General features: G+C 37.2%; 15 protein-coding genes, 9 tRNA genes and 1 pseudogene. 20 read left to right on the top strand and 5 right to left on the bottom strand.

What is annotated here, in order from left to right:
* The first annotated feature begins 42 nt into the window (after window positions 1–42).
* From HMPREF2832_RS01250 to HMPREF2832_RS01290, 9 genes are all read left to right on the top strand, one after another.
* A tRNA-Glu gene (locus HMPREF2832_RS01250) sits at window positions 43–114 on the top strand.
* A 7-nt stretch (window positions 115–121) separates the two neighbouring features.
* Window positions 122–211: transfer RNA gene (locus HMPREF2832_RS01255), tRNA-Ser, on the top strand.
* A 9-nt stretch (window positions 212–220) separates the two neighbouring features.
* Window positions 221–294: transfer RNA gene (locus tag HMPREF2832_RS01260), tRNA-Met, on the top strand.
* Window positions 295–297: 3 nt separating this feature from the next.
* Window positions 298–370: transfer RNA gene (locus tag HMPREF2832_RS01265), tRNA-Phe, on the top strand.
* 15 nt (window positions 371–385) lie between these two features.
* Window positions 386–466: transfer RNA gene (locus tag HMPREF2832_RS01270), tRNA-Tyr, on the top strand.
* A 6-nt stretch (window positions 467–472) separates the two neighbouring features.
* Window positions 473–543, top strand: a tRNA-Trp gene (locus tag HMPREF2832_RS01275).
* 12 nt (window positions 544–555) lie between these two features.
* Window positions 556–628 (top strand) — tRNA-His (locus tag HMPREF2832_RS01280).
* Window positions 629–647: 19 nt separating this feature from the next.
* A tRNA-Gln gene (locus tag HMPREF2832_RS01285) sits at window positions 648–719 on the top strand.
* Window positions 720–729: 10 nt separating this feature from the next.
* A tRNA-Leu gene (locus HMPREF2832_RS01290) sits at window positions 730–813 on the top strand.
* An 86-nt stretch (window positions 814–899) separates the two neighbouring features.
* On the opposite strand, the gene HMPREF2832_RS01295 is transcribed toward HMPREF2832_RS01290, so the two are convergent.
* From HMPREF2832_RS01295 to HMPREF2832_RS01315, 5 genes are read right to left on the bottom strand one after another with little or no spacing between them, the layout of a single operon-like run.
* Entirely contained in the window at window positions 900–2,033 is a 1,134-nt protein-coding gene (locus HMPREF2832_RS01295; protein ID WP_070505297.1) for a tyrosine-type recombinase/integrase, read from the bottom strand.
* A 3-nt stretch (window positions 2,034–2,036) separates the two neighbouring features.
* Entirely contained in the window at window positions 2,037–2,231 is a 195-nt protein-coding gene (locus HMPREF2832_RS01300) for a DUF3173 domain-containing protein (RefSeq protein ID WP_070505298.1), read from the bottom strand.
* A 59-nt stretch (window positions 2,232–2,290) separates the two neighbouring features.
* A complete protein-coding gene (locus HMPREF2832_RS01305) occupies window positions 2,291–2,677 on the bottom strand; it encodes a hypothetical protein (RefSeq protein ID WP_006595173.1) in 387 nt (128 codons plus the stop codon).
* Window positions 2,678–2,679: 2 nt separating this feature from the next.
* Window positions 2,680–3,876 carry a replication initiation factor domain-containing protein gene (locus HMPREF2832_RS01310; protein ID WP_070505299.1) on the bottom strand — a complete coding sequence of 399 codons (1,197 nt, stop codon included), beginning with the start codon at window positions 3,874–3,876 and terminating at the stop codon, window positions 2,680–2,682.
* Window positions 3,877–3,916: 40 nt separating this feature from the next.
* Window positions 3,917–4,390 (bottom strand): hypothetical protein, encoded by a 474-nt coding sequence (locus tag HMPREF2832_RS01315; protein ID WP_070505300.1) that lies wholly within the window; start codon window positions 4,388–4,390, stop codon window positions 3,917–3,919.
* Window positions 4,391–4,710: 320 nt separating this feature from the next.
* Here HMPREF2832_RS01315 and HMPREF2832_RS01320 point away from each other — a divergent pair, with 320 nt between their 5' ends.
* The 11 genes and pseudogenes from HMPREF2832_RS01320 to HMPREF2832_RS01360 all read left to right on the top strand — a co-directional run bounded on the left by HMPREF2832_RS01320 (window position 4,711) and on the right by HMPREF2832_RS01360 (window position 12,217).
* Entirely contained in the window at window positions 4,711–5,163 is a 453-nt protein-coding gene (locus HMPREF2832_RS01320) for a helix-turn-helix domain-containing protein (RefSeq protein ID WP_070505301.1), read from the top strand.
* 97 nt (window positions 5,164–5,260) lie between these two features.
* Window positions 5,261–5,881 (top strand): tetratricopeptide repeat protein, encoded by a 621-nt coding sequence (locus tag HMPREF2832_RS01325; protein ID WP_070505302.1) that lies wholly within the window; start codon window positions 5,261–5,263, stop codon window positions 5,879–5,881.
* 163 nt (window positions 5,882–6,044) lie between these two features.
* Entirely contained in the window at window positions 6,045–6,353 is a 309-nt protein-coding gene (locus tag HMPREF2832_RS01330; RefSeq protein ID WP_070505303.1) for a DUF6442 family protein, read from the top strand.
* A gap of 6 nt (window positions 6,354–6,359) precedes the next feature.
* Window positions 6,360–6,566 carry a helix-turn-helix transcriptional regulator gene (locus HMPREF2832_RS01335; protein WP_070505454.1) on the top strand — a complete coding sequence of 69 codons (207 nt, stop codon included), beginning with the start codon at window positions 6,360–6,362 and terminating at the stop codon, window positions 6,564–6,566.
* A 31-nt stretch (window positions 6,567–6,597) separates the two neighbouring features.
* Entirely contained in the window at window positions 6,598–6,753 is a 156-nt protein-coding gene (locus HMPREF2832_RS10065; RefSeq protein ID WP_186823059.1) for a DUF4177 domain-containing protein, read from the top strand.
* A gap of 873 nt (window positions 6,754–7,626) precedes the next feature.
* A pseudogene (locus HMPREF2832_RS10430) lies at window positions 7,627–7,737 on the top strand (IS30 family transposase); the annotation flags it as partial.
* Between the two features lie 336 nt (window positions 7,738–8,073).
* Complete coding sequence (locus tag HMPREF2832_RS01340) at window positions 8,074–8,511, top strand: zinc-dependent MarR family transcriptional regulator (RefSeq protein ID WP_049503807.1); 438 nt, start codon at window positions 8,074–8,076, stop codon at window positions 8,509–8,511.
* A 1-nt stretch (window position 8,512) separates the two neighbouring features.
* Window positions 8,513–9,217, top strand: coding sequence for a metal ABC transporter ATP-binding protein (locus HMPREF2832_RS01345; protein ID WP_070505304.1), 705 nt, complete (start codon window positions 8,513–8,515; stop codon window positions 9,215–9,217).
* On the top strand, window positions 9,210–10,013 hold the full coding sequence (locus HMPREF2832_RS01350; RefSeq protein WP_009732040.1) for a metal ABC transporter permease: 804 nt from the start codon (window positions 9,210–9,212) through the stop codon (window positions 10,011–10,013). Before HMPREF2832_RS01345 ends, HMPREF2832_RS01350 begins: the two co-directional genes overlap by 8 nt.
* A 2-nt stretch (window positions 10,014–10,015) precedes the next feature.
* Window positions 10,016–11,521 carry a zinc ABC transporter substrate-binding protein AdcA gene (locus tag HMPREF2832_RS01355; RefSeq protein ID WP_070505305.1) on the top strand — a complete coding sequence of 502 codons (1,506 nt, stop codon included), beginning with the start codon at window positions 10,016–10,018 and terminating at the stop codon, window positions 11,519–11,521.
* A gap of 138 nt (window positions 11,522–11,659) precedes the next feature.
* Complete coding sequence (locus HMPREF2832_RS01360) at window positions 11,660–12,217, top strand: DUF6287 domain-containing protein (RefSeq protein WP_070505306.1); 558 nt, start codon at window positions 11,660–11,662, stop codon at window positions 12,215–12,217.
* Window positions 12,218–12,264: the final 47 nt, after the last annotated feature.

Genomic DNA, 12,264 nt, shown 5'->3' on the forward strand with positions numbered 1-12,264 from the left:
TGAGGTCGGTGGTTCGAGTCCACTCGTGCCCATTAATAGTATGGTCCGTTGGTCAAGGGGTCAAGACACCGCCTTTTCACGGCGGTAACACGGGTTCGAATCCCGTACGGACTATATATTTGGAGGATTACCCAAGTCCGGCTGAAGGGAACGGTCTTGAAAACCGTCAGGCGTGTAAAAGCGTGCGTGGGTTCGAATCCCACATCCTCCTTAATATTAACGCGGGATGGAGCAGCTCGGTAGCTCGTCGGGCTCATAACCCGAAGGTCGTAGGTTCAAATCCTGCTCCCGCAATTTGGCTCGGTAGCTCAGTTGGTAGAGCAATGGATTGAAGCTCCATGTGTCGGCGGTTCGATTCCGTCTCGCGCCATCAATTCAATAATCAGGAAGGGTAGCGAAGAGGCTAAACGCGGCGGACTGTAAATCCGCTCCTTCGGGTTCGGGGGTTCGAATCCCTCCCCTTCCATCCTTTACGGGCATAGTTTAAAGGTAGAACTAAGGTCTCCAAAACCTTCAGTGTGGGTTCAATTCCTACTGCCCGTGTTAATAATTATGGCGGGTGTGGTGAAGTGGTTAACACACCAGATTGTGGCTCTGGCATGCGTGGGTTCGATCCCCATCACTCGCCTATTTATTAATATTATTATTGGGGTATAGCCAAGCGGTAAGGCAAGGGACTTTGACTCCCTCATGCGTTGGTTCGAATCCAGCTACCCCAGTTAAATTTATGCCGGCGTGGCGGAATTGGCAGACGCGCTGGACTCAAAATCCAGTGTCCGCAAGGACGTGCCGGTTCGACCCCGGCCGCCGGTATAGTATTAAAGACAAGGTTTTCGGACCTTGTCTTTTTACTTTTATTCGTTTAATTTCTAATGCTGAGTTACTAAAAATTACTAATTTTATAACAAATCATCTAATTTATCCGCTAATTTTTGTTGCTTGCTTGGATACAAATGAGAGTATGTATCGATTGTGGTAGTTATAGAAGCATGGCCTAATTTTTCTTTTACAACAAGATAATCTTCTCCTTGATTTATTAGCAGTGAAGCATGTGAATGTCTGAAGTCATGAATTCTTATTTTTTTTAAAGAACTATCTCTTTGTAATATTTTTTTATATTGTTTTTCGATTGAATCTTTAGTTATTGTAATCGGGCTATTTTGAAATAACTGTAGATCATCTAGGTTTGTTGTAAATTCTTTCAATCTTTCATGCTGTATCTGTTTCCACTCTTCTAGTGTCTCCACTAGTTTGGTATTCATGATAATTCTTCGAGTTCCAGCTTTTGTCTTTGTACTACTAATGTGTTCTTCACCTTTTTTTACGTATACTGATTTACTTACATGGATTGTATTTGTTGAAAACTCTATATCCTTCCAAGTTAGAGCTAGAGCTTCGCCCAGTCTTAGACCAGTAAAAAATAGAACAGTGAATAGTAATTTGATATTGTATTCATCGTCGTTAAATAGTGTTAAGAAGTGCTTGAATTCTTTTACTGTCCAGAAATTTAATTTTGCTTTTTCTATTGGTAATTTTTTTAGCAATCCTACGGGATGTTCTTTGTAAAATCCCTTTCTTAATCCAACGTCCAGAATTTTCTTTAGCAGAATTATAATTTTATTAATAGTATTTGGACTTAGCTTATTTTCCGAGTTTTGAGCATTTTTTTCTCTTAGATGTTCTCTGAATTGATAGATATCTTCATAAGTTAATTTAGCTACATCATCAACTTTTTCAAAATAGTTTTTTATATGCCTGTTATAGTTGTTTTCTTGTGTATCTATATAGCTCTGTTTTCTGTTGTTTATTTTATCCTCTTCTTTTAAGAGATCATAAAGGATATCAATTGATATTTTTGAGCTGAAACTTTTTTCTTTAAGTTCTACACTTCGTAAGTATTGTTCGGCTTCCAACGCTTCTTTTTTAGTTTTAAATCCTTTTCTTACAATTCTACGTTGTTTTAAAGATATTGGATTTATACCATTGGAAACATCGACAATCCAAGTTCCGTCTCTACTTTTACGTAAAGCCATATGTTACACTTCTTTCTGGAGTTCAATTCCTAATAGTTCTTCCGCGACACTGGCTGGAATTGTACCGATCCGTTTGTTATCGTAGATGTTAAAACCACGATTCACTAAAAGTAATTTGCCGGTATGAATAATCTTTCTTGCAGTTCCTGGAGCAAATCCAAGTTCGATAAGGTCATCTTTTGTTACAGTTTTAATCATGTGATCTCCTTTTCTAATTAGATTAAGTAAGGGGTGGATTAACTCCCCTTGTCTGATACTTATTTTTGTTTTACATCTACTAAATGGATAGCATCTGCTTTGTAATACATTGTCGAACTAATCATAGTAGCTTGTAAATTGTCAAATGTAACTGGTACTTCATCCATTGCTTGGATATAGTCATTATCAACTAAAGCTTCTGGATTGTCTACTGAGACTTGTGTTGATTTCTTTTTGAATTGTCCATCCTTGATCGTTACATTGTATTTCCAACCAATGATTTTATCGGTATTAAAACGTCTTTCGCTACCATCTCGGTTTTTGATAATTTCTCCGTTTGCATCTGCTCGGACTTCCGTTTCAAATTTTGGAATAACTTCATCCAATTCAAATTTTGTTCCAATGTTATTAAAATTCCAGTCATTTTGTGAAAGCATTTTTGCCATAGTTAATTTCTCCTTTTGATATTTTCTTTGATTGTAGGGATTAAATCCTCTCTTTTAAAGAGAATTGCCCTTTCTATTAATCCACTTGCTAAATCTGGTGGATATTCCATATTGTTGAGTGCGAGGTAGTTAGATTTCTCATACTCATGCAGTAAGTTATTGACGTATAAAAATTTATACGCTTTTAGAATAGCTCCTGAACCTTTATAGGTAAACCATTCTAATTTTTGTTCTAGTTCTGTTTTTGGTTTTGAAATAATGATAGAGACGGGTTTTGAGTGACCTAAAAACTTTTCCCAAGATCTCAAAGGTTTTGAGAAATGGCTATCACTATAGAATCTCACTTTTTCTTTGAGATATCCCTTGGTAAAGTTGAGAAGATCTATTTCTGAATGCAACCATTCTTGAATGAAGTAGTGAGCTTTTTCTTTCCTAAGTTCTAACTCAGTTCTTATCCAATTTTCTATATACCGCTTGCTGATACCGAGCTTCTCAGCTCGTTCTAAGCGTTTATCGTAAATTCTAAGTCTTTCATCATCATTGGGTTTTCTTAAATATAAGGTCTGGCCGATTGTTTCATCTCCGTAGGTATTGTAGTAGGTGCTTTTTCCATATATAAAGCGTTTCTTCTGACAGATCTTTAGAAGTTGATTAGGAGTGAAATAGGGTGTTTCATTAAAATCATCTATTGCAATATCAATTCGTCTGATTGAAAAACGATTGTAATTGTAGTAGAGGTTGTCCAGAAACTGTCTTTCGGATAGACTATTTGGATCTAATACCATATCTCTATAGAATTCAAGTGCCTGTCCTGACATGACAAGCATGTAGGACGACTCTTTCGATCCATAGTAGATACGGATATTCCCATAATGAAGCTGGCTATCATAGTTATAGTATTTAAGGCTCCCCTTATTCTCAATAAATAGGTCAAAGTCAAGAAATAGGATATCTTCGATTATTTCTTTTGGCGAAAATTCAGTCTTATCAAACTGAATTTGAATCCAGTCAAATACAGAACGTAAATGCTCATTTTTTGCCATAGATTTTGATTCAACTTTTTGCCTAATTTTGCCACCCTTAAAATCTCCAAAACCCTTGGTAATACTGAATTTTTTCGATGGTACACCTAACTTGCAGAGGGTGGTGTTACTACACACCCTATCGGTCAAAAATGGTCCGTCCGCATTTACGCTCATTTTCGGCTTTCTGCCTCATGGCTCAGCCGAAAACTCGCTATTAGCCGAACCTATTTTTTGACCTCTTGTTAACAAACCCTAGTAAGCCGGTTTGCATCGACTCTTCAATATCTTGGATTTTCTTTTTTAGGTTGGAATTCTCAATTTGTATCAGTCGTATTTCTCGCTTAAATTCCTGTTTTAAGGCGCTCAGTTCATCGTAGAGCTCATCTATTACTTGGTTTAGGGATTCTTGCTCATTGTCTGTTAGACTCCCAAATACGGCTTGTATAGCCTCTTTGAGACCTATTTCAAGTTTTAGGTTAGCTAACTTTTGAAATTGTCTAAGGTCTTCGTCTGTAAAGTCATAGGCAACTGTATAACTTAATTGATGAGTTCTGGGATTTCTACTGATAGGAACTTTAATTTTCTTAAATTCCTTGCCACTTATCTCTTTAATCAGTTGAATCCAATTTTTAAGAGTAGAGGTAGAGTTTAGGCCAGAAATTTGATTGACTAACTCTTTATTGGTCATCTTTTTGTGAAACCTCCGAAATTTTCTTGTGCAACTGAAGAGTTTTCTGTGGTATAATTGTTACATAATATGTTTTGATCTTGGAACGAACGGCACATTTGTTTCAAGATTTTTTTATTTTGTCGAATCCTACCTCCTTTATTAAAATTTTTTAAATCGACTACTAGTTACATACGCTTTTACCTCCTTTTATGCTATAATATTCTCAATGGAATATTTAATCTTAAAATAAATATTCCTTATGGAATAATTCTATTTTATACCGTTTAGAATATTTTGTCAAGCCAAAATATACAGAATCGAATATTAAAGAGGATACAATGTTTAGTAATAATTCTTTTGGAGATCGTCTTAAGGAACTGAGAAAGAGTAAGAAGTTAACACAGGTACAAGTTTCTGAGATGATTGATGTACAACAAGGTACTTATTCTCGTTGGGAAAACGGAACTTTAGAGCCTAATTTAGAAACGGTTGTCAAATTAGCAAAATTATTTGATACCACGACAGACTATTTATTAGGAAAAACGACTTACAGTACTCTAGATGTTGTCCCGCATCCAATCACTAAAATTGATTTGAAAAAATTAAAAGAGTTTAATAAAACAGAACTAAATGATTTGAAGTTTGCGATTGTCATGCATGGGATAAAAAATCATTTCACTGCATTTGACTATATGGACGAGCTAGTTTCTGAATATAATTTAGATGAAGAAGAGCAAGAAATATTGCAAACTCTCTTTAAAGAGGTTTATGATTATTTTAATGCAGATTGATGGTTTATAAGATTAAGTCTCAATAGGTAGAGATTAGTATATTCTTGTTGAATATTTTTATTTAATGAAGGTTATTTATAGTTGAAAGGGGAAATAGATGGTTTCTAAAATTGATACAGCTTGGGACTTGTTTCTGGAGGGAAAAACATCAGAAGCTAAACAGTTGGTTGAACAAGATTTTTCCATTGATAACTGTACAGATTTTAGCCTTTTAAATCTGATGGGGTATTTATTATTGACAGAAAAAGACTATGCCTCGTGTACCCGTATCTTTGAGAAATACATTTTATTAGCTCAACAAAATGAAGATAAAGAACATGAACACATTGGATTACATCAATTAGCTATGATCTACAGAGATCAGGGGGATTTTCATAAGGCTTTAAAACTCATTGAAGATGAAGTGAAGATAGTTGAAGAGCATTTTCCAAATGATAATCTAAAGAAAGCTGTGAATAACTATGAACAAGGCTATGTGAGATTTAAATTAAACAACCTTGATGAAGCTCTTTTATTCATGAATCTGTCATTGGAACAATCTTTAGAGACGGATGACGTAATTTCTCAAGCTTGTAGCTATAGAGGGTTAGGTGAAATCTATTTAGCCTTGAAAGATACGGAATTATCCAATAGACATTTCAAACGAGCTATAGAACTTTTCGAAAGTGTTGGAGAGTTTGAAGGGATAAAGGAAATTGAGGAATTGATGAATGAATGATTGGACAGAGAAGGGAAATGACTCTGTGAGGTATGATGACCCAGCAACGCAGGAGGATTTAGATAAGTTCTAGAACTGCAAAGAAAATTTTGCAAATAGTATTGACAAGTAAACTTGGCAATGTTAGAATGTATGTAAAGAAAACTTGGCAGGAGGCTCAAAGATGAATAAAGAACAAATTCTGAAAATAGCTCGAGAAGAAAAAGAAGATGAAGGTAAAATTGCTGAAGCAAATAAGGGAAGAATTATAGGTGAAGTGACTTTTCTTGTTGTATTTGGTTTTATCTACATACTCAACTGGATCAAAGGGGTCGATAATGATTTATTGACAGCATTATTGTTTGCATATTTATCTGGCGAAAATATGTCAAGGTATTTTTTTCAAAAGAAGCGAATCTATATATTCTCGTATATTGCTACACTTTTAATCACGGTCATCTATTTATTTCTTTATATTAAAGGACTTAAGTGATTGCTTATGCAGGAAAAATTAGAATTAAAAAACAATATTAAGGAAGTACGAAAACAAAAGCAGCTGTCTCAAGCTGCATTAGCTGAAATGGTAGGTGTTTCTCGGAATACAATTAGTTCTATTGAAACGGGACAGTTTAATCCTACTGCTAAACTTGCACTTATCTTTTGCATTGCATTGGATAAGAAATTTGAAGAATTATTTTATTTTTAGTTAAAGGTAAATGATAAGGAGAAAAAACAGAATGTATGAATATAAGGTAGAAACATATATGGTGAAGGAAGCTGAAAGAAAAATAAACGATTTAGCTAAGGAAGGTTGGAGAGTTATTGCTGTTACACCAAATAATGGTGTAGGTGTAGGTCTTGTGGTAACCTATGAAAGATCATGCATTGAATAAAGGAAAACAAAACTGAAAATGTATTGCAATTAGTTATACATAGTGGCACAATATCCTTAGAAAGGAGGTGCTCACTATGGCAATTACAAAAAGTGCAAATGTTACAGCACGAATACAACCAGAAATTAAAGAACAGCAGAAGCAATTTTAAGCAAACTGGGTATTCCTGTATCAGTATTTATTGATATGACTTACAGACAGGTCATCATGCATGACGGAATTCCATTCTCGCTTGATATCCCTATGATAAGGTCCAAGTAATAGGCGTGATATATGGTCGAAGAGATCAGGTTGCACAACTTACAAAGTTAGACAGAGAATAATACAAATATAATATCTTAAGCATCAATCAGAAATGGTTGGTGCTTTCTTTATGCTCGGAGAAATCCGGGCTTTTATTTTGCACATTTTAGGAAGGTGACCGCTAGTGGCAAACAGAATAAAGGGCATCACTGTAGAAATTAGCGGTGATACCACCAAACTACAGAATGCCTTAAAAGGAGTCAATGGGCAGATTAGAAATACGCAGTCCGCCCATGGGACAATGTGAGACTAGAGGTCAAGAAGGTACCCTGGGGCGTAGCTGTCGTAGAGTAAGGAGTTTACGACGAAATAATAAGGTAACAGCGAACCGCTGAGTGTGTAGCTTTGTTGGTAAAAACGTAAATATTTTTGAGCGAAAGGTATTATGAAGTCACTGGAAACAGTGGCTTTTTGATATTAGTAGGGATGTATTATAGTAACCAATCAAGTTGAGATAGTTGCTTTGATACTAATACATTTTATTTTAATAATGAAGTTTATTACTATAGACACTTGATAGATATGTAAACTAACTACGATACCTCTAATTTTTAACGGACTATAGTTTAATTTGTTTTTTCTGTACTTGATAAGCGAAATCGAATCCCAAGGAAGTCCTTGAACTACCAAACTCCGTATCAAGTTTTTCTGAGTCAGGTGAAATTGTCTAGCTTAATTTGACAAATGAGATAACTAAGAAATAAGATTATCGACTCACTATTTATGGAAGTAGTTATTTAAGAGAGAGATGAGTTACTAAAAAGGTACTAAATTCTGAAAAAAGTCCCCTTTTTGTGAAAACCAAAAGTTCCAAAAGTCTATTAAATCAATACCCTGCTACTTAAAAAATGCAAGAATGGAACTCAAAATCCAGTGTCCGCAAGGACGTGCCGGTTCGACCCCGGCCGCCGGTATAGATTATAAAGGAGTTTTACTCCTTTTTTTGTTTTATTTTTTTCTTTTTTATGATATAATTAACCGGTAAAGTTTCTTTTGGTGAATTAGAAGGAGTTAATTTTGTCTGAAGTTGCAAATAAAATTGATCGATTTTTAAATTCTATTTTATTGTTATCAGAAAATCAGCATGAGATTTTAGTTGGTTCTTGTACCAGTGGTGTTTCATTAACCAACACTCAGGAACATATTTTGATGCTAGTTGCTGATGAAGCTCTAACCAATTCTGTCTTAGCAAAGAAATTGAATGTTAGTCAGGCAGCGATCACGAAAGCTGTGAAGCCCTTATTAAGTCAGGGGATGCTGGAGACTTATCGCGATGAAAATGATGCACGGGTTCTCTATTACCGCTTAACTGATATTGGTAAGCCGATTGCCTTAGAGCATCAGCACCACCATCAGCATACCCTTCACACTTATGAGGATGTTTTGTCGAAGTTTACTAAGAATGAGCAAGGGGTCATTTCGCGGTTTTTAGATTTATTGGAAGAGGAGTTATAGTTTGAGGTATATTACGGTTTCAAATTTATCGTTCTTTTATGATCGAGAACCGGTTCTGGAAGGGATCAATTACTACTTAGATAGTGGAGAGTTTGTTACGCTGACTGGTGAGAATGGGGCTGCTAAGTCAACCTTGATTAAGGCTAGCCTTGGCATCTTACAGCCTAAGGTTGGGACTGTTGAGATTTCAAAGACGAATGTGAAGGGAAAGAAGTTAAGGATTGCTTATTTGCCACAACAAATTGCTAGTTTTAATGCAGGGTTTCCAAGTACGGTCTATGAATTTGTGAAGTCAGGTCGGTACCCTCGTAAAGGATGGTTTCGAAAGTTGAATGAGCACGATGAAAAACATATTCTGAAGAGTTTGGAATCTGTTGGGATGCTGGAGTTCAAGGATCGGGCGATTGGTTCTTTGTCTGGTGGTCAGAAACAGCGTGCTGTCATTGCTCGGATGTTTGCTTCAGATCCGGATATCTTTGTTTTAGATGAACCTACGACAGGGATGGATGCGACGACAAAGAGTGATTTTTATGAGTTGATGCATCACAGTGCGCATCACCATCAAAAATCTGTTTTGATGATTACGCATGATCCTGAAGAGGTTAGCCAATTTGCGGATCGGAATATTCATTTGGTTCGTGACCAAAGCTCTCCTTGGAGATGTTTTAATGTCCATGATACTGAAGGGGAGGGTGACCATGCTTGATTTATTCCAGTATGATTTTATGCAACGGGCCTTGTTGGCTATGGTTGCCATGAGTCTTTTTTCTCCTGTATTAGGGATTTTCTTGATTTTAAGACGGCAGAGTCTTATGAGTGATACGCTAAGTCACGTCTCTCTTGCGGGTGTCGCTTTTGGGCTTTTCCTTGGGATCTCTCCAACGCTCTCGACCATGATCATTGTCATTATTGCTGCGGTTTTTCTTGAGTATTTGCGGACCTTATTTAAGGATTTTATGGAGATCGGGACGGCAATTTTAATGTCCACTGGTCTTGCCCTAGCTTTGGTACTGATGCATGGTGGTGGGAAGAGCTCCATGAGCTTGGATCAGTATTTGTTTGGTTCTACCCTAACCATTACGGATGAACAGGTGATTGCCTTGTTTGTGATTGCTTTCGTTGTATTAGTGCTGACGGCCTTATTCTTGCGGCCTATGTATATTTTGACCTTTGATGAAGATACGGCCTTTGTGGATGGGCTTCCGGTCCGGACCATGTCCATCTTATTTAATGTGGTAACGGGGGTTGCTATCGCCTTGATGATTCCTGCAGCAGGTTCTTTATTGGTTTCAACCATCATGGTCTTACCGGCTAGTATTGCGCTGAAATTAGGGAAGAACTTCCGTGGGGTCATGTTGATTGCGGTCATTATTGGCTTTATCGGGATGTTTAGTGGGTTGATTTTGTCTTATATTGCAGATACACCAGCAAGTGCCAGCATCACGCTTTTATTTGTGGCCTTGTTCTTGCTTGTGAATCTTGGATCACGTTTGAGGAAGTAGATATGAACGTTAAAAAATTTGGTTGGTTATTGTTAGTGGCTTTAACACTTGTTTTGACAGCTTGTGGCAAAAGTCAGAGTCAAAATGGGAAATTAAAAGTGATGACCACTTTCTATCCTGTTTATGATTTTACAAAAAATATTGTCGGAGATGAAGGAACGGTAGACCTGCTCATTGGAGCGGGATCAGAGCCTCATGAATATGAATTGTCTGCTAAGGGGCGGGCCATGATTCAAGATTCGGATGTTTTCGTCTATGAAAATGAAAATATGGAAACCTGGGTTCCAAATCTTTTGAAATCAATGAAGGATAAGAAAACCAAAGTGATCGATGCCACCAAGGGCATGGTCTTGCTTCCTGGATTGGAAGAGGAACATGAACACGAAGGGGGCGAAGAACACCATCATGAATATGATCCTCACCTTTGGCTCTCTCCACATCGTGCCATGAAGATGGTAGAGTCGATTCGTGATCAGTTAGTCGCAGCTTATCCAGATAAGAAAAAGACGTTTGAGAAAAATGCCCAAGCCTATCTGAAGAAATTACAGGCCTTGGATCAAGCTTATCAGGATGGGTTGAAAGATGCAAAACAAAAGAATTTCGTAACCCAACACGCAGCTTTCCGTTACTTGGCCTTGGATTATGGATTAAACCAGGTAGCCATTTCAGGGATTTCACCTGATAGTGAGCCTTCTGCCGCACGATTGCGTGAATTGACAGAGTATATCAAGAAAAATGAGATCAAGGTCATTTACTTTGAGGAAAATGCTTCTAAGTCCTTGGCGAAAACCTTGTCTTCTGAAGCTGGTGTTGAGTTGGCTGTCTTAAATCCTTTGGAAAGCCTGACGGATCAAGAAATGAAAAATGGCGAAGACTACGTGTCTGTTATGAAGGAGAATCTGAAGGCGCTAGAGAAAACAACGTCACAAGCTGGTAAGGATATTCAACCGGAACATGAGGAAGATTCAAAGACAGTTCAAAAGGGCTATTTCGAGGATAGTCAAGTAAAGGATCGTAGCTTAGCAAATTATGCAGGTGATTGGAAATCAGTTTATCCATACTTGCAAGATGGAACTTTGGATCAGGTCTTTGATTATAAGGCAAAATTAAATCCAACCATGACTGCTGCTGAGTATAAGGAATATTATACCAAGGGTTACCAAACAGATATTGATCGGATTAAGATTGATAAGGATTCAATGGAGTTTTATCAAAAAGGATCTTCTAAGAAATATACCTATAAATACGTAGGTAAGCATATTTTGACTTATAAGAAGGGGAATCGTGGTGTTCGTTATCTCTTTGAAGCGAAAGAGAGCGATGCGGGAGACTTCAAATATGTTCAATTTAGTGACCATGAAATTACTCCGGTAAAGGCAGCTCACTTCCACATTTTCCATGGAGGAAAGAGTCAAGAGGCGCTTTATGATGAGTTGGAAAATTGGCCAACTTATTATCCTTCCAACTTATCTGGTTTAGAAGTGGCACAGGAAATGCTGGCACATTAAGAGCTGTATCAAAAGAGAGACTAGGACTGATTATCCCGGTCTCTTTTTGATTAAAAATGGGGAGCAAAGCTTGTCAAATGCTTGAAAATACGTTACAATGAAAGGGCTTTAAATTAAAAAATGTATGGGGAATTTTAAATGAAAAAAGTTGGTGCAATTCTTGTGAGTCTTTTCAGTGTGGTCCTGTTGGTAGCTTGTTCGCAACAGGGAGCGAGCAAAAAATCAACCGCTTCCTCTAGTCAAACGACGACCTCTTCTGAAGTCAAAAAGACGGATGCTTCTAGTTCAGAAGTGAAGGAGAAAGAAAAAAAAGAAGAGAAAAAAGAAGTGAAGAAAATGGATCTTGAAGCGATTGCCAATGGAGACTACAGCAGTATTGCTGGTATCTGGCAAGATGATAAGGGAAACAAGCTGGTCTTTAACGACAAAGGGTTGGTCTCACAAGAGTTAGAGGGCTATGGAGCTTCTTTGACGGATTATGGAACAGCATCAGAAGGCATTTATGGTGGTCGTGATGGAGGCTTCTTGTTGGAGTATATTCCTGCAGGAGTGACCATTGGTGATCAGGTCGATGATCAAGGACAAGTCGTCTTTAAAGATACATCAGATACCTCTAAAAACCGCTTATGGTCTGGTGTTGGTATCGCTAGTTTTGGGGAACAAGGCTCGATCTACTATCATGTAGGAGATGAATAATGGAAAAAGAGAGTGGGACAGAAATCGGTAATTCGTTAGTATTCGAT

This window comes from Streptococcus sp. HMSC073D05 (genome assembly GCF_001812015.1).
In the GTDB taxonomy this organism is placed as follows: domain Bacteria; phylum Bacillota; class Bacilli; order Lactobacillales; family Streptococcaceae; genus Streptococcus; species Streptococcus parasanguinis_D.